Annotated in this window: 19 protein-coding genes; 8 read left to right on the top strand and 11 right to left on the bottom strand. The window is 67.3% G+C overall.

All coding sequences use genetic code 11. The annotated features are described in order from the left end of the window. Positions 1-33: 33 nt before the first annotated feature. The 3 genes from G6P88_RS10935 to crtY are packed head-to-tail and all read right to left on the bottom strand — an operon-like array spanning position 34 to position 2,270. Positions 34-447, bottom strand: coding sequence for a hypothetical protein (locus tag G6P88_RS10935; protein ID WP_165323182.1), 414 nt, complete (start codon positions 445-447; stop codon positions 34-36). 53 nt (positions 448-500) lie between these two features. Further along, a complete protein-coding gene (locus G6P88_RS10930; protein ID WP_165323181.1) occupies positions 501-1,088 on the bottom strand; it encodes an LOG family protein in 588 nt (195 codons plus the stop codon). 27 nt (positions 1,089-1,115) lie between these two features. After that, on the bottom strand, positions 1,116-2,270 hold the full coding sequence (gene crtY, locus G6P88_RS10925; RefSeq protein ID WP_226946523.1) for a lycopene beta-cyclase CrtY: 1,155 nt from the start codon (positions 2,268-2,270) through the stop codon (positions 1,116-1,118). A gap of 252 nt (positions 2,271-2,522) precedes the next feature. Between crtY and thiC the strand changes: the two genes are divergently transcribed. The 4 genes from thiC to G6P88_RS10905 all read left to right on the top strand — a co-directional run bounded on the left by thiC (position 2,523) and on the right by G6P88_RS10905 (position 6,716). After that, positions 2,523-4,406, top strand: coding sequence for a phosphomethylpyrimidine synthase ThiC (gene thiC / locus G6P88_RS10920; RefSeq protein WP_425594446.1), 1,884 nt, complete (start codon positions 2,523-2,525; stop codon positions 4,404-4,406). A gap of 150 nt (positions 4,407-4,556) precedes the next feature. Next, complete coding sequence (locus G6P88_RS10915; RefSeq protein ID WP_165323180.1) at positions 4,557-5,711, top strand: calcium-binding protein; 1,155 nt, start codon at positions 4,557-4,559, stop codon at positions 5,709-5,711. A gap of 68 nt (positions 5,712-5,779) precedes the next feature. After that, a complete protein-coding gene (locus G6P88_RS10910; protein ID WP_165323179.1) occupies positions 5,780-6,430 on the top strand; it encodes a DUF2238 domain-containing protein in 651 nt (216 codons plus the stop codon). Positions 6,431-6,461: 31 nt separating this feature from the next. After that, entirely contained in the window at positions 6,462-6,716 is a 255-nt protein-coding gene (locus G6P88_RS10905) for a hypothetical protein (RefSeq protein WP_165323178.1), read from the top strand. A gap of 91 nt (positions 6,717-6,807) precedes the next feature. On the opposite strand, the gene G6P88_RS10900 is transcribed toward G6P88_RS10905, so the two are convergent. The 5 genes from G6P88_RS10900 to G6P88_RS10880 all read right to left on the bottom strand — a co-directional run bounded on the left by G6P88_RS10900 (position 6,808) and on the right by G6P88_RS10880 (position 11,843). After that, positions 6,808-7,218, bottom strand: coding sequence for a VOC family protein (locus G6P88_RS10900; RefSeq protein WP_206335746.1), 411 nt, complete (start codon positions 7,216-7,218; stop codon positions 6,808-6,810). A 194-nt stretch (positions 7,219-7,412) separates the two neighbouring features. Next, positions 7,413-8,942, bottom strand: a complete 1,530-nt coding sequence (locus G6P88_RS10895) for a sensor histidine kinase (RefSeq protein WP_206335745.1) — start codon at positions 8,940-8,942, stop codon at positions 7,413-7,415. Further along, the gene (locus G6P88_RS10890; protein ID WP_165323176.1) at positions 8,939-10,123 is read right to left on the bottom strand and encodes a DUF2336 domain-containing protein; all 1,185 of its coding nucleotides are present in this window, start codon (positions 10,121-10,123) and stop codon (positions 8,939-8,941) included. The genes G6P88_RS10895 and G6P88_RS10890 overlap by 4 nt, the downstream gene beginning before the upstream one ends. Before the next feature lie 42 nt (positions 10,124-10,165). Beyond that, positions 10,166-11,422 (bottom strand): hypothetical protein, encoded by a 1,257-nt coding sequence (locus tag G6P88_RS10885; protein WP_165323175.1) that lies wholly within the window; start codon positions 11,420-11,422, stop codon positions 10,166-10,168. A 121-nt stretch (positions 11,423-11,543) separates the two neighbouring features. Continuing rightward, positions 11,544-11,843: a hypothetical protein gene (locus G6P88_RS10880; RefSeq protein WP_165323174.1), complete on the bottom strand. Its 300-nt coding sequence runs from the start codon at positions 11,841-11,843 to the stop codon at positions 11,544-11,546. An 81-nt stretch (positions 11,844-11,924) separates the two neighbouring features. Between G6P88_RS10880 and G6P88_RS10875 the strand changes: the two genes are divergently transcribed. The 3 genes from G6P88_RS10875 to G6P88_RS10865 all read left to right on the top strand — a co-directional run bounded on the left by G6P88_RS10875 (position 11,925) and on the right by G6P88_RS10865 (position 16,551). Next, positions 11,925-14,378, top strand: a complete 2,454-nt coding sequence (locus G6P88_RS10875; RefSeq protein ID WP_165323173.1) for a coiled-coil domain-containing protein — start codon at positions 11,925-11,927, stop codon at positions 14,376-14,378. Positions 14,379-14,459: 81 nt separating this feature from the next. Continuing rightward, the gene (gene ung, locus G6P88_RS10870) at positions 14,460-15,158 is read left to right on the top strand and encodes a uracil-DNA glycosylase (protein WP_165323172.1); all 699 of its coding nucleotides are present in this window, start codon (positions 14,460-14,462) and stop codon (positions 15,156-15,158) included. 103 nt (positions 15,159-15,261) lie between these two features. Beyond that, complete coding sequence (locus G6P88_RS10865) at positions 15,262-16,551, top strand: cation:proton antiporter (protein ID WP_165323171.1); 1,290 nt, start codon at positions 15,262-15,264, stop codon at positions 16,549-16,551. Here G6P88_RS10865 and G6P88_RS10860 read toward each other — a convergent pair. The 3 genes from G6P88_RS10860 to gltX form a co-directional block, all read right to left on the bottom strand. After that, on the bottom strand, positions 16,548-17,144 hold the full coding sequence (locus tag G6P88_RS10860; protein WP_226946522.1) for a permease: 597 nt from the start codon (positions 17,142-17,144) through the stop codon (positions 16,548-16,550). The genes G6P88_RS10865 and G6P88_RS10860 overlap by 4 nt on opposite strands. Before the next feature lie 260 nt (positions 17,145-17,404). Then, positions 17,405-18,688, bottom strand: coding sequence for a citrate synthase (gene gltA, locus G6P88_RS10855; RefSeq protein ID WP_165323170.1), 1,284 nt, complete (start codon positions 18,686-18,688; stop codon positions 17,405-17,407). Positions 18,689-18,754: 66 nt separating this feature from the next. Next, positions 18,755-20,179 (bottom strand): glutamate--tRNA ligase, encoded by a 1,425-nt coding sequence (gltX, locus tag G6P88_RS10850; protein WP_165323169.1) that lies wholly within the window; start codon positions 20,177-20,179, stop codon positions 18,755-18,757. Between the two features lie 218 nt (positions 20,180-20,397). On the opposite strand from gltX, the gene G6P88_RS10845 reads away from it, so the two are divergent. Further along, on the top strand, positions 20,398-20,844 hold the full coding sequence (locus G6P88_RS10845; RefSeq protein WP_165323168.1) for a nuclear transport factor 2 family protein: 447 nt from the start codon (positions 20,398-20,400) through the stop codon (positions 20,842-20,844). Positions 20,845-20,860 lie beyond the last annotated feature (16 nt).

The following is a 20,860-nucleotide window of genomic DNA, read 5'->3' as shown; positions in this document are numbered from 1 at the left end:
ACGAACGCATTTCGTAGCGGAAACCGGTCGGGCCTATTGCTCTGCTTCGGCCTTCGCTGCGTCCCGCTCGGCGCGTGCGGCCTCGAGGAACTGGCGCATGCATCCGGTCTGGCCGCCGGTTCCCTCGGGCGAGCAGCTGTTCGGCAGGCCGCGCTTGCTGACCATATCGAGCGTGCGGACGCGCGAGGCCCAGCTCTGCGAGGGTATGTCGGTCTTGCGCTTGTTGCGCAGCTCCTTGGGGATGCGATAGCGCTCGCTCTCCGGCTGGCGGGCGCAGACGACGATTTCCTCGTCCGAGCTGCGCGGGCAGGGGTCGTCGCCGTAGACGACCAGCGTCGCGACGCGCGGCGGCGGGCTCGCATCGATCGGCTTGCGGTCGGCGGCGGCGGCCGGTGCCGCGCCGAGGACGGGCGCGAGCAGCAGGGCGAGGGGGAGCAGGGCTTTCATCGTCGCATCCTGGGCCGCCCGGGCTTTCCCCGCGGTGAATGGAGCGGACCAGCTCACCGCTGCTCGCGTCCGATCCACTTCTCGACGATCGGGGGCTCGTAGGTCTGCATCCGTGCGACCAGCGCGGCGGGATCGTCCTCGACCATGAGCATCGACCGGTGCGCCGAGCGCAGGAAGCCCGCGTCCACGACCTCGTCGATGAAGTCGACCAACCGGTCGTAGAAGCCGCCGACGTTGAGCAGGCCAACCGGCTTGCAATGATAGCCGAGTTGCCCCCAGGTCCACACTTCGAACAGCTCCTCGAAGGTCCCGATCCCGCCTGGCATGGCAATGAAGCCGCCCGAAAGATCCGCCATCATCGCCTTGCGTTCGTGCATCGATCCGACGACGTGCAGCATGGTCAGCCCGTGATGCGCCACCTCCAGCTCGTGCAGCGCCTGCGGGATCACGCCGGTCACGCGCCCGCCGCCCGCCAGCACCGCGTCGGCGACCATCCCCATCAGGCCGACATGCCCGCCGCCATAAACCAGATCGATACCCGCATCGGTCAGCGCGCCGCCCAGCGCGCGGGCGGCTTCGCCATGCACCGGGTCATGGCCGGGGCTGGAGCCGCAGAAGACGCACAGGGTGGAAATCGTCATGGCCGTCGGTCCGTCGCTGGAGAATGTCTATCGCTTGAGGAAGGCGGTGACCGGCATCGGCCCTTCGCCCAGGCTGAGCGCCATCCGGTCGGTGAAGCCCAGCTTCATTGCGTGGAAGCGCGCAATCAGATCGGCATCCATCGCATAGAGCGCCTCGAACATCTTGTAGCCCTGTGCCACCGGGGTCTCGCGCAGCATCTGCCGGGCGAAGCGACGATAATAGTCGCGCCGGGCCCAGTTTTTCGCGGCATGGTCGTGGAGCAACGCGTGGAGCGCGTCGCCCGACCAGTCGTCCGTCCCCGCCACCAGCTGCGCGGTCCGCGCTGCGTCGCCCAGCGAATTGCCCGATATCGGGTGGAACAGTCCCGATCGCAGGCCTGCCTTCGCCACGCCCTCGCCGCCCGATCGCCAGTAGCTTTCGAAATCGCCGCCCAGCACGATCGGCAATATGCCGGCCTGCCCCCGCGCGGAGCCGCGGATTCGCCAGCCGAAGCGCGCGGCGTGGTTGACGATTCGCGCGCCATGGTCGGTCATGTCGAGTTCGGGCCAGGCCTCGTAGCGTATGTCCTCGATGAACAACCGGTCGGTCTCGATTGGCAGCATCGTCATGAACTGGAAGCCCTCGGCCGGGTCGGCGGCGGCGTCGATGATCGTTGCACGGCGCACGCTGTGGGGCCCGTCCAGCGTCAGCTCATAGCCGACGAATTTGCGCCAGTGGAGGTCGAGCAGCGACAGGTCCCCGGGCCCTCGCGCGTCGATCACGCCCCGTGCGCGGATCGACGTCCCGTCCTCGAGCCGGACCTCGGTCGCGCTAGCCGCCACCGCCCTCCGCCCGGTCAGGATGCTCTCTGCCGGCATCGCCTCGCGTAGCGCCGCGTCGAATCGATCCGATCTTATGCTGTAGAGCGGGAATGGCAGGGCACGCTTGTAGAGCGGAAACACGACCGAGAATTCGCGCCAGCCATAGCTGACCAGCGGCTCGAGCAGCGCCTTGCCCTCTGCATCGACGTCGCTGTCGACGAAGGACCAGAGATGCGCGCCGCCCAGCGCAGGGGCCGCCTCGATCAGGATCACCCGCCGGTCGGGGCGCGCCCGCCGCGCGGCAAGCGCCAGCAGGCCGCCCGAAAGGCCTCCGCCGATGATCGCAAGGTCGCAACTGGGGCCATTCATCGGCTTCAGCATATAGGCGCCGCTGGCCCTTTAGCCAGCCTTGCAGACGGAGCTTTCGCCCGGGCGCAACATTCGTTACGATCGCGGCCATCCCCGGGGAGCCCCCGCCGGCCGGTTCGCGGCTGACGGACACAAGGGCTGAGAGGTGGTGCTGCGACGCCCACGACCCGCTGAACCTGATCCGGCTCGTACCGGCGTAGGGAGGGAATGCCGCACGCGGTCTCCCTTTTCCTGCCGGACGCGCTTTTGGAGGAGAGAGACGACATGGCCGACGCAGATCCGACCAACCCGTCCGCCGGCGGCGCACGCCCCGCCATGGCGGTCACCACCGGCCCCATCCGTGGATCGCGCAAGATCCATGTGGAAGGGCCGCAGGGCGTTCGCGTCGCCATGCGCGAGATTGCGCTGGAGCCTTCGGCCAATGAGCCTCCGGTGCGCGTCTATGACTGCTCCGGCCCCTATACTGATCCCAATGCGCAGATCGACATCCTGGCCGGCCTGCCTGCGCTCCGCCGCGACTGGATCCTCGGCCGCGGCGATGTGGAGGAGTATCAGGGTCGCGCGGTGAAGCCTGAGGACAATGGACTCAAGGGTCCCGATCGCTCGGGCGGCGTAACCCCCTTCCCGAATGTCGTGCAGCGCCCGCTGCGCGCCAAGGCGGGGATGAACGTCACCCAGATGCATTATGCCCGGCGCGGCATCATCACGCCCGAAATGGAATATGTGGCGATCCGCGAGAATGTCGGCCGCGCCGCGCTCAAGGAAAAGCTGCTGCGCGACGGCGAGGATTTCGGAGCGTCGATCCCCGATTTCGTCACCCCCGAATTCGTCCGTGACGAGGTCGCGCGCGGCCGCGCGATCATCCCGTCGAACATCAATCACCCCGAATCCGAGCCGATGGCGATCGGCCGGAATTTCCTGGTGAAGATCAACGCCAATATCGGCAATTCGGCGGTCGCCTCCGACGTCGCGGCCGAGGTCGACAAGATGGTCTGGTCGATCCGCTGGGGCGCCGACACCGTCATGGACCTGTCGACCGGCCGCAACATCCACGACACGCGCGAGTGGATCCTGCGCAACTCGCCCGTGCCGATCGGCACCGTGCCGATCTATCAGGCACTCGAGAAGGTCGGCGGCATCGCCGAGGACCTGACCTGGGAAATCTTCCGCGACACGCTGATCGAGCAGGCCGAGCAGGGCGTCGATTATTTCACCATCCATGCCGGCGTGCGCCTGCCTTTCATCCCTATGACGGCGAAGCGTGTGACCGGCATCGTCAGCCGCGGCGGCTCGATCATGGCGAAATGGTGCCTGGCGCACCACCGCGAGAGCTTCCTCTACGAGCGCTTCGATGAAATCTGCGAGATCATGAAGGCCTATGACGTCGCCTTCTCGCTGGGCGACGGCCTGCGCCCCGGATCGATCGCGGACGCGAATGACGAAGCGCAGTTCAGCGAGCTGAAGACACTGGGCGAGCTGACCCAGATCGCCTGGAAGCATGATTGCCAGGTGATGATCGAAGGCCCCGGCCATGTGCCGATGCACAAGATCAAGGCGAACATGGACAAGCAGCTCGAAGCCTGCGGCGAGGCACCCTTCTACACGCTCGGGCCGCTGACGACCGACATCGCGCCGGGCTACGACCACATCACCTCGGCGATCGGCGCCGCGATGATCGGCTGGTTCGGCACCGCGATGCTCTGCTACGTCACCCCGAAGGAGCATCTGGGCCTGCCCGATCGCGACGACGTGAAGGTGGGCGTGGTCACCTACAAGCTCGCGGCCCACGCCGCCGACCTCGCCAAGGGGCATCCCGCCGCCAAGCTGCGCGACGACGCGCTCAGCCGCGCCCGCTTCGAGTTCCGCTGGCGCGACCAGTTCCATCTGTCGCTCGATCCCGACACGGCCGAGCAATATCATGACCAGACGCTGCCGGCCGAAGGCGCGAAGACCGCGCATTTCTGCTCGATGTGCGGGCCGAAATTCTGCTCGATGAAGATCACGCAGGAAGTGCGCGACTTCGCCGCCACGAAGAATGCTCCCGCCGACCAGTTCATTGCCGCCGGCGAGGCCGAGGCCGGCATGCGCGCGATGAGCGACGTGTTCCGCGAGAAGGGCGGCGAGATCTACCTGCCTGCTGCGGAGTGACGGCAGGGGCGGCAGCCACCGTCCTACGATGAAAGGGGCTTGGCATTGTGCCGGGCCCCTTTTCATTTGTCCTCGCTCGCTCCGGACTGATCCCGCCATAATGGACCAGTCGCAAATTGACCCTTTCCAGCCGGCTTCATAGCCATGGGTATGGCAAGGATTACAGTCAGCGACGGCTTCTTCTACCGGGACTCCCGTCTGAGCCTCGCGCTCCCGTTCACCAGCACGATCGACTCGGCGCTTTCAACAGGCTTTGAATATGCGCCTGACGCAACGACGCGTATCCGCATGGCCGGAGAAGATTTTCGTTACGATGAGGGCGGGCGCCCTGCGTCAGGTCTGATTACAGCAATCTACGGCTATGTTGAGGGCAATCTCGCCTACAGCGTTACCGATGCAAGCCTGACCATCGCGCTGCTGCTCAGGATCACGCCCGACACACGTGCGCTGGGTGGCAAGATCAACCTCATGGACGGTAACGACAGCTTCTTCGGGGGCTCGCTGGGCGACATCTATAGTGGCTGGGGCGGGCATGACGTGATCATGGGAGGCGATGGCAGCGACTGGTTGAACGGCGATGACGGCAACGACCATCTCTATGGTCAGTCGCCTAATGGCGGACCGGATCGGGACGACACGATCTCCGGAGGTGCCGGTTCCGATTATATACAGGGCAATGCCGGATCCGACGACTTGAGCGGTGATGACGGTTCAGATCGCATCTTCGGCGGCGCTGGGAGCGATTTCATCTTCGGTGGGATCGGCAACGATACCGTTAACGGCAATCTTGGGGATGACTCCATAGACGGCTGGCATGGCGACGATTCTGTCCGGGGAGGGCAGGGCAATGACGTCATTACCGGCGGCTTTGGCTACAACGTCATCATGGGTGATCTGGGCAATGACACGATCAATGCCAACGGCGCCGATACCATTACCGGAGGCCAGGGCAGAGATCGCTTTGTCCTCTCGATAAGGAATGGCGATTACCCGGTGTTGGCAGCCCCGAGGTACGTCATCACAGACTTCACTGAGGGAGACGATATCATTGTATTGTCCTCGGCTACGGGGGCCAGGCCGAGCTCGGTTCTGACGGGGAGTGCCGATAGCTATCAGGCTGCGCTCACAACTGCTCAAGCACTTGTCGATGGCCACGAGGGCCTCCACGAAGTTGCTGCGATCCAGGTGGGAAGCGACACCTATCTCTTCTATGGCGGAATTGCGAATGAGGGCACGCTCAGCGTTTCCATCCTCGCGCAAGCGGTGTCAGCCACGACGTTCGAGTTGAATGATTTCGCCTTCTAGCGACGTCCAACCTCAGTCTTTCCATCGGCGCCTTCTCTGATAGCGTCTCCTGAAGGGAGTCCAAAAGGATGAAGGAATTGCAGTTTGTAGGGCAGCGAAAGGTGCTCTTCGCTGTCACTACGCTCTGGCTCGTCGCGCTCGTCTGGTCGGGCTGGCATCCTTATGACCGCACGACCTGGTGGATGGAGGTCGCGCCCGTGCTGATCTCGCTGCCGGTTCTCTGGATCTCCGCCGCGCGCTTTCCGCTGACGGGCCTCGCACTCGGCCTGATTGCGGTTCACGGCCTCATCCTGATCGTCGGCGGCGCCTATAGCTATGCGCGCGTGCCGATCGGCTTCGTCGTGCAGGACTGGCTCGATCTGGCGCGTAATCCCTATGACCGCCTCGGCCATTTCATGCAGGGTTTCGTCCCCGCGATCGTGCTGCGCGAACTGCTGATCCGCCTGGGCGGGATCGCGCCGGGCAAGTTGCTGAGCGCGATCGTCCTCGCCTGCTGCCTTGCCGTCAGCGCCAGCTATGAACTGATCGAGTTCACCGCCGCGATGCTCCTCGGCCAGGGCGCCGACGAGTTCCTCGGCACGCAGGGGGATGTGTGGGACACCCAGTGGGACATGCTGATGTGCCTGATCGGCGCGGCAGCGGCGCTCATGGGGTTGAGCGCGGTGCATGATCGGCAGATTGGTGAGCGTTCCGCTCGATCGGTCGACGAGAGGCCGTGACGGTGGGGGCGCTGACCATTATCAGCGCCTGATGGCGAGAAAGAAGCGCTACCTGACCGCAACCATGGCCGACGGCTATGTGAAGACGATCGGCCCCACCGCCGCGCCTTTCACGCATTTCTGGCGTATCGTAGCCATTCTCGAAAACGGAAAGACCGAGGTCTTCTGGGGCCATAGCAAGTCAGCCAGAGAGGCGGCAGCCAAGAGGGTGGCGACCGCAGAGGCAGCGAAGACCAGGGGCTGGAGGTCCTTCGCGTTCGAGATCGTGGAACTGAGCGAAAGCTGATCTGCGAGGCGCTTGGCCCATCACCCCGCGTCCGGCGACGCGAGGACGGCACGCGTGTCCGCCGGTCGGCGCCGAAGCTGCGACAGTCGCTCTAGTCGACGGGCGGCACACCCTCCGGATACCACGACACTTCGACGCGCAGACCATCCGGGTCCGGGATGAACAGGGCAACCGTACCATCGCCGAATGTCTGGAGGCGCGCTTCGTAGCCGGCGGTGGTCACGATTTTGTGCAAGGCCTCCACAAAGTCAGGCGATGGCGCGGTGAACCCGAAATGGTTCAGGCCGGGGCCATAACGCTCATAGTCGCGCGTATCGTCGTCTGCGGCCCGGAATTGTAGGTGCAGACCACTGGCGTTGCGCCAGATGCCGGGCTTCACCCGAGAAAAGCCAAGATGCGGAAGCAGCAGGCCATAAAATGCAGCGCCGGCTTCTTCCGAGCGCGAGACGATGGTCAGGTGATCGAGCGCCAAAGGCTGGGCGGAGTACTCTGAAGCGGACACTGCGGCGATCTGACCTATCGAGCGAGGGGTGAGGATGTCGGATCAGGAATGCCGGAATTCAACCCAGGCCGTGTGCACGTCTGCGCACCACCCGACATCGGCAACGGCGGTCATATCGCCGACAGAGTTTCATTTTCGGGCTGCAAAGCGGTTTCGGTTGCTCGCGCCGGGCCACAGGAGATCGGGCGCTGATCCTACTCGGCCACCGGCAGCGTGAGGACGAAGCGCGCGCCGTCGCCGGGTGCGCTGTCGACGCCCAGTTCGCCGCCCATCGCGCGGGCGAGGCGGCGGGAGATGTAGAGGCCGAGACCGCTGCCGGTGCCGTCGTGCAGGCCCAGCCGCTCGAACCGGTCGAAGATGCGCTCCTGATCGTCGGGCGCGATGCCGTCGCCCTGGTCCGCAACGATCACGGCGGCGATATCGCCTTCGCGCGCGCAGTCGATCCGCACGGTTCCGCCGGCGGGCGTGTGGCGGATCGCGTTGCTCAGAAGGTTGATCAGCACCTGCAGGATTCGGCGAAAATCGCCGCGCGCGACGATGGGCGACCGTGGCGCGCGGGGGATCGGACGCCAATGTGCCGCCATGCCGTCGGTCGGGTCGCCCAGGGTGGCGGAGGCGGCGGCGCCAGGGAGAGCCTGTGGGGCAAAGGCCGCGTCCGCGCTAGGCGTGCTACTGCCCAGCTGGCCCGCACCGCCCGTGCCCGTGGCGGGGCCGATGATGCGGACCTGGGCGATGTCGGCGCGCACCGCCAGCAGACCCGCCGCGCGGGCCGCCGCGTCGATCAGGTCGACGGGCTCGGCATCGGGGCGGAAGTCGGGGCGCTCGATCGTCTGCAGGTCGACCAGATCCTCGACCAGCGCGAGCAGGTGGCGTCCTGCGCCAGCAATGTCCTCGGCATAGCTCGCATAGGCGCGCCGCACCGGGCCGTCGCCCCGGTCGGAAATACTGTCGGCATGGGCGATGATCCGGTCGAGCGGCTCGCGCATCGCCCGGCCCAGCGCGGTGCCGAAGGCCGCGTCGAGCGGGGGCGGATCGGCGCGGCCGATCGCTCCGGCCGCGATGGATGCGGCAAGGCGCGGGGTCTCGCGCCGGCTGATCAGCAGCTGATAGCCCGAAAAGCCGTCGCTCGCACGGAACAGGGGGACGCCCGCCACATGCACCGCCACCCCGGGACCAAGCAGAAAGCGCGCCTCCGCATCCTCGAAGCGATCGGCGCGCATCGCCGCTGCCATGATCGAGGTGGCGCCAGCCTCGTCGCGCCCGAAGGCGAGCAGCGTCTCGACCGGTTCGCCGATCGTCGCCGGCAGGCTGGCGGGAGCGTGGGCAATTCGGAACAGCGCGTCGGTCTCGACGATCCAGTCGGCGGCAGCGCGGCTGAAATCGCGCCAGCGCATCGCCTCGATAGCCGGGGCGGGCTGGGAGGCGGCATTCTCCTGCCAGCCGGTGATCGCCAGCGCGACGCCGTCGCCGTCCTCGGCCGGCCGTACCGACACCCAAAGGGCGACGTCCTGATCGTCGCAGGCGGCGATCACCTGCCGTGCGATCGGTATGCCCAGCCGGCGCGACAGCCGCGCAATCTGTCCGAGCTGCGGAAGGGCCAGCGGGCCGCCGGCGACGCCCCCCGCCTTCTGCTGCAGGCGCAGCAGCGGGGGATCGGCCTCGGCCAGTCGGCCTTGCGCGTCGATCCGGCCGAACACCGGCCGCACCCCCTGTGGTGCGTTCATCGGCGGCGGCCGCCTTCGCCGATCTCGATCACCGCGCGGCGATAATTGGGGTCCAGCCGCCAGATCAGCACCGCCTCGGCGGCCTCGCGCCGGCCCAGTCGGTCGAACGCCTCGGCGCGGGCTACGATGATGTCCTCGGCCACGCCCTCGGCCGATCCGATGCGATAGAGCATCGTCACCGCCGCCTCGCGCGCGCAGTCGATCGCGCGCAGCACGGTGCCCAGCATCAGGCCACCGGGATCGGTCACCATCGACCAGACTCCCGAGGAATCCATCCCCGCGCGGGCGGCGATGGCGGCGGTGAACAGCGCCAGCCAGCCCTCCTCCAGCGCGTCGACCAGCAACCGGTCGTCGATCAGGTCGCGGGCGTCGAGCAGCTTAGCCAGAGCATCCGCCCGTGCCTCGAGCGTGTCGGCATCGTCATGCTCGGCCAACAGGCCGCGCACCGCGCTGGCCAGCAACAGGTCGGCGCGCGCCTCGGCCATGCCTTGTCCGACGACCAGATAATGGCGCAGCGCCGCCGCCACCGCCCAGAGCAGCTTGCGGTGGGGGCCGGGCTGCAGGTCGGTGCGGGCCAGCGCGGGGTCGCCGAACTGGTCGTAACGGCGGCTCTCGGCGATCAGCAGCGCCATCGTCGCCTCGGCGATCGCGGGGTCGCCGATGTCCAGCAGCCGCTGTGCCAGGTCGGCGACATGATAGGGCGAGTCGCGGCCCAGCATCAGCGCCAGCCGATGCTCGTCCACCCGGCGCAGCATCGCCGCGACAAGGTCGGGCTCGCGCAGCAGCGGGGTGGGTTCGAGCAGGGGCAGCGCGATCGGCGTCGCGGTGGACCCCAGCTGTGCGATCAGCGCGGCATCGGGGTGCGGGTGGGCCGCGCCTGGGGCGGGCGCAAGCGGTATCTCGGAGGGAAAGGCCCCATTTGTGGGCGGTTCTGCGGCTTCCAGCCCGGCGATCAGGCGGATGCGCAGCTCGTCCTCGATTGCGCCGATCAGCGCGCGGATCAGTTGCGCAATCTGGGCGCGGTGCTGGTCGGACAGGGTGACGGCGTCGTCGTGGAACAGATCGCTGGCGGCGCGGCCGATGCGGCTTTCGACGCTGTCGAGCGCGCGCGCGGCATCATGCAGCCATCGCGTCGCCGCGGACTGCCCTTCCGGCCGCCACTCGTCGTCCAACCCCATCATGCTTCGTTCGTATCGAAATGTCGTTAAATCGAAGCTAAGCGATCAATCGTCACAAAGGTTTGCGCTCTTCCACACCGCCCGGAAGCGTTCGAGGAAAGAGGCCCCCGCATAGACGGCGAGCGCGGCGATCGCCCAGCGCCACCCGCCCAGCACCGTCAGCGCGGGCGCCAGCCACAGTAGCGCATCGCCGCTCGCGGTCCAGAGCGGCGTCGGCGCAGCGCGCAGCGCGCGCGCGACCGGCTTCAGCGCGGCCATGCCGGCGAGCGCTGCGGGCACCAGTGCCGCGATCGTCCACCAGCCCCAGCCCCCGGTGGCCGCCTCCTGCCGAGCGAGCAGCCCCAGCACCGCCGCTGCCGACAGCATCCGTACCACGCCGGGCAGGAACTCCGCCGGCGCCTCGCCCCAGACCAGCCCCATGCGCCGCGCCAGCGCGCCCCCGGCGGCGGCGAGCGGCAGCAGCAGGACCGCGCCCCAGAACAGCCCAAACGCGGCCAGCAGCACGGCCAGCACCGCGACCGCCGCCGCGCCCCAGGCGACGTGCCGCTCGTCGATCCGCCGGACCATGACCTGCGGCAGCAGGGGCGCCGCGATCAGCCGGTGGAGGTGGCGCTCGGCCCAATTGCCCTCGCCGCGCTCGGCGCGCCTGAGCAGCAGATGCTCGATCGCCAGCGTCGCCGCCGGTCCGGTCGCGATCACCGGCGGCGGAAGCGGCGCGCCACCATCGGACGCGGGCCCGTCGGGGGCGAGGGCGGGAATGCGCAGCGCGTCTCCCTGCACCAGCCGCCGCAACAGGGTGGAGCTGAAATCCCAGTCGCCCAGCATGTTGGCGGTTTCGACCAGCATCGCCTTGTCCATCACCGCATAGCCCGCCCAGCGGTCCTCGGCGTCGATCCGTTCGAAGGCGGCATGGTCCTGCGTGTCGGGCAGCGCCAGCAGTGCGGGGCCGGCTGTGTCGACCAGCGCGTCGACCGCCGCCTGCGCCGCGACCACGCCGTCGGCGACCAGCAGCACGCGTTCCTCGGGATGGAAGCGGTCGACCGCATCGCCGACGCTGCGTGCGATTTCGATCCGCAGGCCGTCGCGCCGCAGCCGGTCGATCGACTGCGCAAGCGCGGCGGGAACGCGTTCGACGAGCACGACGACATGCGCGGCGCCGGCACGACGTGCCAGCCCGGCCTGATGTTCGATCAGCGTGCGACCGGCCAGCGGCAGGACTGCACGCAGCCCGTCACCCCGGTCGACCTGATCCTGCGCGGCAATCAGCGCGGCGAGCGGCAATGGACTCGTCCCCCTCGGCAAGCCGGTCGCAATAGGAGGAAAAGGACGATTCTGCAAAGCCGATCATGGCCCTGTCCGTCCCCTTTCGGGCCGGATCGAGGCGCGGTGTCGCCGGTCGGAATCCTGGCAGGCGAAGTGGGCGCTAGCGGCGGCAGTCGGCCAGGCTGCGCGCGAGCCGGTCGAGCAGCGTCGCGTCGGGCGCGGCTGCGGCTGCGGCCTCGGCGGCCTGTCCGGCCAGTTCGACCACGCCGAAGCTGGCGGCCAGCCCCTGCAAGCGAAGCGCCTCGTCGCGCCAGGCGGCGGGAGAGGCAGGCTGCGACATGGCGGCCAGATGCTGGGTGGCCGAGGCGAGGAACAGCGCCCGCAGATCGGCGGCAACCGCGCTGTCGGGGCCGACGGCGTCGGCAAGAAGGCGGTCGAGCGTTCCGGGGTCGATGGTCATGCCGCCATCAACGCCCGCAGGCGTAAAGATTTCGTTACTGCGGGCTATGCCGCGACTCGCGATTCCTGTAGGGATATGCCCATGGGGAAGGCACCGCATCCGCTGGATCGCTGGCGCGCCGCCAATGCGGCCGAGGCCGACGCCGTCCGTTCCGCAGCGACGCCGCTTTCCGGGGACGATGCCGATAGAGCAGCGGGCCACGAAATATCCGTCGACAACAGCGAGTTGATCCTGGGCGAAGGCGCGCGCGAGGACGCGCCCGCCTATGTCGATCCGGTCTCCACTATGCCCCGGCGTCGGGGCGCCGATATTGCGATAGGCGTGCTGTTCGGAACGCTCGCGACGGGCTGGGTCGCGCTGTGGATCGGGGGCGCCGCGCCCACGGCGATCGACCTGCCCGCGATCGCCAATGGCATCGCTTTGCTCAGCGGGCCGCTCGCCCTGCTCGGCATCCTCTATATCTTGCTTCAGCGCGGGTCGTTGCGTGAGGCGAAGCGCTTCGGCGACACCGCCCTGTCGCTGCGGGTCGAGGCACGCCGGCTGGAGGATGCGGTCGGCCGCATCACCGCCGTGCTCGACAATCGTCGCGCCGATCTCGCCGGCCACACCAGCGCACTGCTCGACGAGGGCAATCGCGCCGCTGAAAAGCTCCAGCAGATCAGCATGGACATGCGCGACGAGACCGATCTGCTCGCCCGCCAGACCGAGCTGCTGCAGAATGCGGCGGGTGGCGCGCGCTCGGACATGAGCGGCCTGATGCAGGATCTGCCGCGCTCGCTCGACATGGTGAAGGAAGTGGCCGAGCTGATCGGTTCGATCGGCGGCACTGCCAAGGACCATGCCGATGGCCTGTCCGAGGCGCTGTCGGCGATCGTGGCGCGCAGCCATGAGGCGGACGAGATGATCGGTACCGCCTCGGGCCGCCTCGCGACGCAGATTGGCCGGATCGAGACGCGCGCCGAGCGTACCGCGCGCACGATCGAGGAGGCCGCGGCGTCGCTTGGCCAGACGATCGACGGCACGCTCGACAAGGCGGTGCTGGCAATAGACCAGGTCGGATCGGGCATCGATGCCCAGCGCGAGGCGATGGCGGCGATGATCGACCATGGCCGCGCCGCGCTGGACGAAGCGGGCACCGCCGCCGCCGCCTCGATCGCGCAGCGCCTGACCGAAATGGGCGCGATGGCGAACGACCTTTCGCGCCAGCTGACCCGTCAGGACGAGGACGCCCGCCGGCTGGTCGCCAATCTCGAACATGCGCTGTCGGCGATCGAAAGCCGGTTCGAGGCGTTGGGCGCCACCAGCACCGAACAGACCGCCGATCTGGCCGAACTGGTCGTTACGCTCAGCGACCATGTCGACAATCTGGGCCAGGCCGTGACCAACAGCATGGCGGGCGCTCGCACGTTGACCGATCGGGCCAATGCGCTGCGCATCGCGTTCGATTCGATCATCGCCAATGTCGAGCGCGACCTGCCCCAGGTGATGCACCGGGTGGAGGCGGAGGCCGCACGCGGCGACGGCGTGATGCGCGCGATCACCGCCCAGGCCGAACAACTGACCCAGACGGTAGAACGCGCGACCGACCGGCTCGGCTCGGCCGACCTGCTGATCGACCGTCAGCGCGAGGCGATTGCAGGGCTGGGCGATCTCGCCGCCCGCCGCATGGCCGGCATCGCCGCCGATGGCGACGCGCTGCTCGAACGCCAGCGCGAACTGTCCGACGCCTTCGCCGAAGAGGCCAATGCCCGGCTGGAGGCGCTGCGCGACCATTCGAACGAGCTCGCCCGCCTCATCGCCGAGAGCGAGGGCAATATGCGCGCTCTGTCCGAACTGTCGGGCAGCAAGCTGGTCGACGCGATCCTCAAGGTCCGCGAAACCGCGAGCGAAGCGGCGCGCGGCGCACGCGAGGCGCTCGAATCGATCATCCCCGACGCCAGCGAGAAGCTGGCGCGCAGCGGCGCCGAGGCGATCGAGCGCACCTTCGGCGACCAGATCACCCAGCGCATCCACCTGATCTCCGACACCGCCGAGGCGGCGGTCGCCGCCGCCAACCAGGCGAGCGAGCGGCTGATGCAGCAGATGCTGTCGATCACCGAGGCCGCCGCAACGATGGAGAAGCGCGTCGCCGAGGCTGGCGCGAGCCAGGAAAAGACCGACCAGGAAGCGATCAGCCGCGAAGTCGCCGTCCTCGTCGAGCATCTGAACTCGGCCGCGATCGACGTCACCAAGCTGCTGTCGCACGATGTCCCCGACGGCGCGTGGAAGGCCTATCTCCACGGCGACCACGGCGCTTTCACCCGCGCCGCCGTCCGCCTGCTGCGGACCGAGGAAGCGCGGCGGATCGCGGCGCTCTACGACGCCGATGTCGATTTCCGCGGCCATGTAAACCGCTACATCCACGATTTCGAGGCGCTGCTGCGCCGCGTCCTCGCCAGCCGCGACGGCGGAGCGCTGGCGGTGACGATGCTGTCGTCCGACATGGGCAAGCTCTACGTCGCGCTGGCCCAGGCGATCGAACGCCTGCTCGTCTGACGCCCCCCTGCGTCGGGTGGCGCGGGTCCACTTTTCTCCGCCGCTCTTGTCCGCCCGCGCAAGCTGCGCCACACAGCGGCCATGGCCGATATCAAGCTGCACGAGAGCTGGAAGGGACCGCTCGCCCCCGAATTCGACGCCCCCTATATGGCGGCGCTCCGCCAGTATCTGATGGAGCAGCGCGCCGAGGGGAAGCGCATCTTCCCGGCGGCGAGCGAGTGGTTTCGGGCGCTCGATCTCACCCCGCTCGACAGGGTGCGCGTGGTGATCCTTGGGCAGGATCCCTATCATGGGCCGGGCCAGGCACACGGCCTGTGCTTCAGCGTCCGTCCCGGCGTCCCGCCGCCGCCCAGCCTCGTCAACATCTACAAGGAACTGCACAGCGACCTGGGGCTCGAACGCCCGGCGCACGGCTTCCTCGAACATTGGGCGAAACAGGGCGTGCTGCTGCTCAATTCGGTGCTGACCGTGGAAATGGCCCAGGCCGCCTCCCACCGCGACCGCGGCTGGGAAAAGTTCACCGACGCGGTGATCCGGCTGGTCAATGCGAAGACCGATCCGGTCGTCTTCCTGCTGTGGGGCAGCTATGCGCAGAAGAAGGCGGCCTTCGTCGACAGCACCGACAAGGGCGGCCGCCACCTCGTCCTGAAGGCCCCGCATCCCTCGCCGCTATCGGCCTATAACGGCTTCTTCGGCTGCCGGCATTTCTCGAAGGCCAACGCCTTTCTGGAGGCGCATGGGATGGCGCCGATCAATTGGGCGCTGCCGGCGGTGGAGTAACGAAGAGGGCAACCATCGGTGAGGCTTGTCCTTAGCCGGCCGCGGATGGGCGCGACCCGGTCAGCCCTCCTGAACTTAGGGTGGGGCGGCACGTTGGGGGATCATGCTCGGCTTCTCCTCCCCGGAACCCTATATTCTCTGGTTGACGGGGGTGGGGCTGCTGATCGCGCTGGTCGCCTGGTTGCCGCTCGCCCTGAAACGGCTTCCGCTGTCGCTGCCGATCATCTGCATCGCCATCGGCGCAGCGATCGTCCTGATCCCAGGCATGGCGTTCGAGCCGTCGCCTCTCGCCTATCCCGCGATCACCGAGCGCTTTACCGAGTTCGTCGTCATCGTCGCTCTGATGGGCGCGGGCCTCAAGCTCGATCGTCTCTTCAGCTGGCGGCGCTGGTGCGTCACCTGGCGGCTGCTCGCCATCACCATGCCGCTATCGATCCTGGCCATCACGGCCATCGGAGGGTGGGGTCTGGGCCTGTCCTGGACCGCGGCACTGCTTCTCGGTGCCAGCCTGGCGCCCACGGATCCGGTCCTCGCCGCGGATGTCCAGGTCGGCCCTCCGAAGACGGGCGAGGAAGATGAAGTGCGGTTCGGGCTGACCTCCGAAGCGGGTTTGAACGACGGCCTGGCATTTCCTTTCGTGAACCTAGCGATCGCGCTCAGCGTGGCGGCCGCCACCGGAGAGCCCTGGGTGCGCGACTGGGTGTTGCACGACGTGATCTGGGAGATCGGGGCCGGCGTCGTGGTGGGGTTCGTCATCGGCAAGCTGTTCGGCTGGCTGACCTTCCACGTGCCGGCAGAAACCAAGCTCGCCCAGACCGGTGACGGGCTGATCGCCATCGCGGCCACGCTGATCTCTTACGGCGTTACGGAGATCCTGGACTGCTACGGCTTTCTCGCGGTGTTCGTGACGGCCCTCAGCCTGCGCCGGTCGCATCGCGATCATGAGTTTCATCATGAAATGCACGCGATCACCGAGCAGGTCGAGCGCCTTGCCATGATGGTGCTGCTCCTCCTGTTCGGGGCTGCCCTTGCGGGCGGCCTGCTGGCCGCGCTTCAATGGCGGGACGTGCTTGCCGCTGCCGCGATCATCCTGCTAGTCCGTCCCGCCGCCGGGCTGGTGGGGCTGATCGGCTTTCCGGCGGCCCGGTCCGAAAAACTGACCCTCGCCTTTTTCGGGATAAGGGGCGTGGGCTCCTTTTATTATCTCGCCTATGGACTGAACCATGCGGAGTTCGGGCAAGCCGAGCGGCTATGGGCCATCGTCGCTCTGGTCGCGCTTTTCTCGATCGTGCTGCACGGACTGACGGTCACGCCCGTCATGCGCTCGCTCGACCGCCTGAACGGTCGAGACCCTGACGAAGGGGGTGCGGGCGCAGCTGGTTCCGGGCCTTAGGCCGCCCGATCCAGCAGCGGCCCCATCGCCACGATATCCCCCGCGCTGAAGATCATCTGGCCGGGGGTATCGCCTTCGATGCCGTGGAAGAAGAAGGGGGTGCCGAAGCTGCCGCCTTCGACTAGTGCGGCCGCCATGTCGGCGGCGACGGCCATGACGAGGTCCACTTGCGCGCTGCTGTCGGAAGGGGAGGTCGCGGTCAGCTTCCTGGCCATATAGGTCTCATACTCGGCCAGGGTCGTTTCCGGACGGTAGAGATAGTTGAGCTCGCGATAGGGCTCACCCGGCCAGGGATAGACGATGTAGCGCATCTCCAGCGCGCGAAAGCCCTTGGGGAATTGCTGGTGCACCACCTGGCACACCGCGCAGTCCTTGTTGGTGAACATGTAGCAGATGCCGTCGCTGGGCGCCTTTGTCGCGGGCTGGCGGATGCTGGGGAGCATCGCCAGCTGGTCCCAGAAGGGGGCCAGTTCCTTCTGGAAGGCCTCCTGTCCGGCGATCCCAGGCTTGCCCGCGCGGACACTGCCGGCGCGGGTCGCGAGGTAGAGGGCGGGCAGGGCCGCGAGCACGCCGCGTCTGTTCAGCTTCGTCATGTCGCGTACCCGTCGATGTTCATGGTGTCCGGTGCAGACTAGCGTGGATGCGCAAAGCTGAACAGCGGGTGACGGGAATCGTTGTCCCGGAGTGCTTCAGTTCCTCCCCGTCGACGCGGGTGGGAGGGGGGCACCTTCCCCTCCACCGGCTGCGCCGGTCTCCCTCCCCGTAGCCGGCAAGGAGCTTTTGCGCAGCGTTACGAAAAAGGGGCCGGTGCCTGGGCACCGACCCCCTGATCGTCAGACCTGTCAGAAACCGCTTAGCGCTGGCTGACGGGGATATAGTCGCGCTGCGTCGGGCCGGTGTAGAGCTGGCGCGGGCGGCCGATCTTCTGTTCGGGGTCGGAGATCATCTCGTTCCACTGCGCGACCCAGCCGACGGTGCGGGCGAGCGCGAAGAGGACGGTGAACATCGTCGTCGGGAAACCGATCGCCGACAGGATCACGCCCGAGTAGAAGTCGACATTCGGGTAAAGCTTCTTGTCGATGAAATACTGGTCGCTGAGCGCGATCCGCTCGAGCTCGCGGGCGGTGTCGAGGACCGGGTCGTTGATGCCCAGCTTGTCGAGCACCTCGGTCGCGGCCTTGCTGAGCACCTTAGCGCGCGGGTCGAAATTCTTGTACACGCGGTGGCCGAAGCCCATCAGGCGGAAGGGGTCGTCCTTGTTCTTCGCGCGGGCGATATACTCGGGAATGCGGTCCGGCGTGCCGATCTCGCGCAGCATGTTGAGCGCGGCCTCGTTCGCGCCGCCATGCGCCGGACCCCACAGGCAGGCGATGCCCGCTGCGATGCAAGCAAAGGGGTTGGCGCCCGACGAACCCGCCAGGCGGACGGTCGAGGTCGAGGCGTTCTGCTCATGGTCGGCATGCAGGATGAAGATCTTGTCCATCGCAGACACGATCACCGGATCCGCCTCATATTCCTCGGCCGGAACCCCGAAGGTCATGCGCAGGAAGTTGGCGGTGTAGCTGAGGTCGTTCTTCGGATAGACGAAGGGCTGACCCACCGAATATTTATAGGCCATCGCCGCGATCGTCGGGATCTTCGCGATCAAGCGGTGCGACGCGATCAGGCGCTGCTTCGGATCGTTGATGTCGGTCGAATCATGGTAGAAGGCCGACAGCGCGCCGACGACGCCGCACATGATCGCCATCGGGTGCGCATCGCGACGGAAGCCGCGGTAGAATTGTGCCAGCTGCTCGTGCAGCATCGTGTGGCGGCTGATCGTGTAGGTGAAATCGTCGAGGCCCTTGGCGCTCGGCAGTTCGCCGTTGAGCAGCAGATAGGCGACTTCCATGAAGCTCGACTGCTCGGCGAGCTGGTCGATGGGATAGCCGCGGTGGAGCAGGACGCCCTGGTCGCCGTCGATATAGGTCAGCGCCGACTGGCACGACGCAGTCGAGGTGAAACCCGGATCATAGGTGAAGGCGCCGGTGTTGGCGTAGAGCTTGCGGATGTCGACGACATCGGGACCGACGGAACCCGACAGGACCGGATATTCGGACGACTTTCCGCCGAGCTCCAGTTTCACAGAATCAGCCATGTTCAATCTCCTGTCGTTTGCCCCTGTGCCGGCAAGCCGGCTGGTTCATGCCAACTCGACCAGCTGTCAGCGCAGTTGGTCATCCAGTCGTCCCAGGCTCTCCTCGCGACCGAGGAGGGCCAGGACGTCGAATATGCCCGGGGAGGTCGTGCGTCCGGTGAGCGCCGCGCGAAGCGGTTGTGCCACCTTGCCGAGGCCGATCCCCCCTGATTCCGCCACCGACCGGACGGCCGCCTCGAGGGCGTCCGCGGACCAGTCGGCAGTGGCGCCGAGCGCTTCGCGGGCCTGGGCCAGCAACGCCTTGCCCGGCTCGTCTAGCAGCGATGCCGCCTTCTCGTCCATATCGAGCGGGCGGGTGCGAAACAGAAAGGCGGCGCCTTCCCGCAACTCGTTGAGATCCTTCGCCCTTACCTTCAGGTGGGGGATGCTGCGCAGCAGTAAGTCCTGCTCCGAAGGGCCGAGCTCGCACCCTGCCGCTGCCGCGACTCCGGGGGCGATGAGCGCGGCAAGGCGGGCGTCGTCGGCTTCGCGGATATAGTGGCCGTTGAGATTCTCGAGCTTCTTGAAATCGAAGCGCGAGGGCGAGCGGCCGACGCCCGCGAGGTCGAACCACTCGATCGCCTGTTCGCGGCTGATGATCTCGTCGTCGCCATGGCCCCAGCCGAGCCGCAGCAGATAATTGTTCACCGCCTCGGCCAACAGCCCCATCTCGTCGCGATAGGCATCGACGCCCAGCGCGCCGTGGCGCTTCGACAGCTTCGCGCCGTCAGCGCCGTGAATCAGCGGGATATGGGCATAGACCGGCTCCGGCCAGCCCATCGCGCGGATCAGCGCCAGCTGGCGGAAGGCGTTGTTGAGATGGTCGTCGCCGCGGATCACGTGGGTGACGCCCATGTCGTGATCGTCGACGACCACCGCGAGCATATAGGTGGGGGTGCCGTCCGACCGCAGCAGGATCATGTCGTCCAGCTCGGCATTCTGTACCGTGACCGGGCCCTGGACCTGGTCGTCGATCGTCACCTCGCCTTCGCGCGGGGCCTTCAGCCGGATGACGAAGGGCGCGCCGGCGGGCGCCTCGGAGGGATCGCGGTCGCGCCAGCGGCCGTCATAGCGCAGCGGCTGCTTGGCGGCGCGCTGCTGCTCGCGCAGCTCGGCCAGTTCTTCGGGCGTCGCATAGCAGCGATAGGCATGGCCCTTGTCGAGCAGCTCCTGCGCCACCTGCGCGTGGCGATCGGCGCGGGCGAACTGATAGACGACATCGCCGTCCCAGTTCAGGTCCAGCCACTGCATACCGTCCAAAATGGCGTCGATCGCGGGCTGCGTCGAACGCGCGCGATCGGTATCCTCGATCCGCAGCAGGAATTTGCCGCCATGGTGGCGCGCGAACAGCCAGTTGAACAGGGCGGTGCGGGCGCCGCCGATATGGAGGAATCCCGTGGGCGAGGGGGCGAAGCGGGTGACGACCGCCTTTGTGTCCGTCTGTGCGCTCAAGCGCCGATTCTCCGATAGCGGGGCGAAGGCCTGCGACTGTGCAGCGCCCCCTAAAGCATTTTCCGATCGGGTCAATTTGGCTGACGATGCTCAAAACGCAAATATGGCCCGATGGACCGCGGAAATGCCCCGGCTTGCGGCAATTGCCTGCCCTTGCCGGTGTCGGGCACGCGGCATAGACCTGTGCTCCGAGAGGATGACGCGGGGAGGACAGGCGCATGACGGATATCCGGGCGGTGGTGGAGCGCTGGTACGATTGCCTCGGGCGGATGGACGTCGAGGGTTTCGCCGCGACGATGCACGACGATGTCGTGCTCAATGTTGCGGGGCGGACGGCGGTCTCCGGCCGCTGCAACGGCAAGCGCCAGCTGTTCGAGGAGGTCTTCCCCAAGGTCATGGCCAATCTGGTGCCGGGCAAGGTCAATCTGGGCCGGCGCTATCGCATCTTCGCGGTCGACCCGCCGATCGTCGTCGGCATGATGGAGGGCGGTGCCGAGACGCTGGACGGCGAGCGATACGAGCAGACCTATTGCCAGGTCTTCCGCGTCGAGGGCGAGCAGATCGTCGAGCTGTGGGAATATTTCGACACCGTCCAGGCCGAGGCGCGGCTGTTCGGCAAGGCGATCGACGTCGGTGAGCCGCTCGCCGATCCTCTCCGCTTCTGATCCTGCCCCAGGTACG

It is taken from the genome of Rhizorhabdus phycosphaerae, from assembly GCF_011044255.1.
Taxonomy (GTDB): Bacteria; Pseudomonadota; Alphaproteobacteria; order Sphingomonadales; family Sphingomonadaceae; genus Rhizorhabdus; species Rhizorhabdus phycosphaerae.
This window is presented reverse-complemented; position numbering and strand designations above follow the sequence as displayed.

Excerpts from the sequence above, each read along its gene's own strand:
- G6P88_RS10935 (WP_165323182.1), bottom strand. The coding sequence starts at position 447 with ATGAAAGCCCTGCTCCCCCTCGCCCTGCTGCTCGCGCCCGTCCTCGGC.
- G6P88_RS10930 (WP_165323181.1), bottom strand. The coding sequence starts at position 1,088 with ATGACGATTTCCACCCTGTGCGTCTTCTGCGGCTCCAGCCCCGGCCAT.
- crtY (WP_226946523.1), bottom strand. The coding sequence starts at position 2,270 with ATGCTGAAGCCGATGAATGGCCCCAGTTGCGACCTTGCGATCATCGGC.
- thiC (WP_425594446.1), top strand. The coding sequence starts at position 2,523 with ATGGCCGACGCAGATCCGACCAACCCGTCCGCCGGCGGCGCACGCCCC.
- G6P88_RS10915 (WP_165323180.1), top strand. The coding sequence starts at position 4,557 with ATGGCAAGGATTACAGTCAGCGACGGCTTCTTCTACCGGGACTCCCGT.
- G6P88_RS10910 (WP_165323179.1), top strand. The coding sequence starts at position 5,780 with ATGAAGGAATTGCAGTTTGTAGGGCAGCGAAAGGTGCTCTTCGCTGTC.
- G6P88_RS10905 (WP_165323178.1), top strand. The coding sequence starts at position 6,462 with ATGGCGAGAAAGAAGCGCTACCTGACCGCAACCATGGCCGACGGCTAT.
- G6P88_RS10895 (WP_206335745.1), bottom strand. The coding sequence starts at position 8,942 with ATGAACGCACCACAGGGGGTGCGGCCGGTGTTCGGCCGGATCGACGCG.
- G6P88_RS10890 (WP_165323176.1), bottom strand. The coding sequence starts at position 10,123 with ATGATGGGGTTGGACGACGAGTGGCGGCCGGAAGGGCAGTCCGCGGCG.
- G6P88_RS10880 (WP_165323174.1), bottom strand. The coding sequence starts at position 11,843 with ATGACCATCGACCCCGGAACGCTCGACCGCCTTCTTGCCGACGCCGTC.
- G6P88_RS10875 (WP_165323173.1), top strand. The coding sequence starts at position 11,925 with ATGGGGAAGGCACCGCATCCGCTGGATCGCTGGCGCGCCGCCAATGCG.
- ung (WP_165323172.1), top strand. The coding sequence starts at position 14,460 with ATGGCCGATATCAAGCTGCACGAGAGCTGGAAGGGACCGCTCGCCCCC.
- G6P88_RS10865 (WP_165323171.1), top strand. The coding sequence starts at position 15,262 with ATGCTCGGCTTCTCCTCCCCGGAACCCTATATTCTCTGGTTGACGGGG.
- G6P88_RS10860 (WP_226946522.1), bottom strand. The coding sequence starts at position 17,144 with ATGACGAAGCTGAACAGACGCGGCGTGCTCGCGGCCCTGCCCGCCCTC.
- gltA (WP_165323170.1), bottom strand. The coding sequence starts at position 18,688 with ATGGCTGATTCTGTGAAACTGGAGCTCGGCGGAAAGTCGTCCGAATAT.
- G6P88_RS10845 (WP_165323168.1), top strand. The coding sequence starts at position 20,398 with ATGACGGATATCCGGGCGGTGGTGGAGCGCTGGTACGATTGCCTCGGG.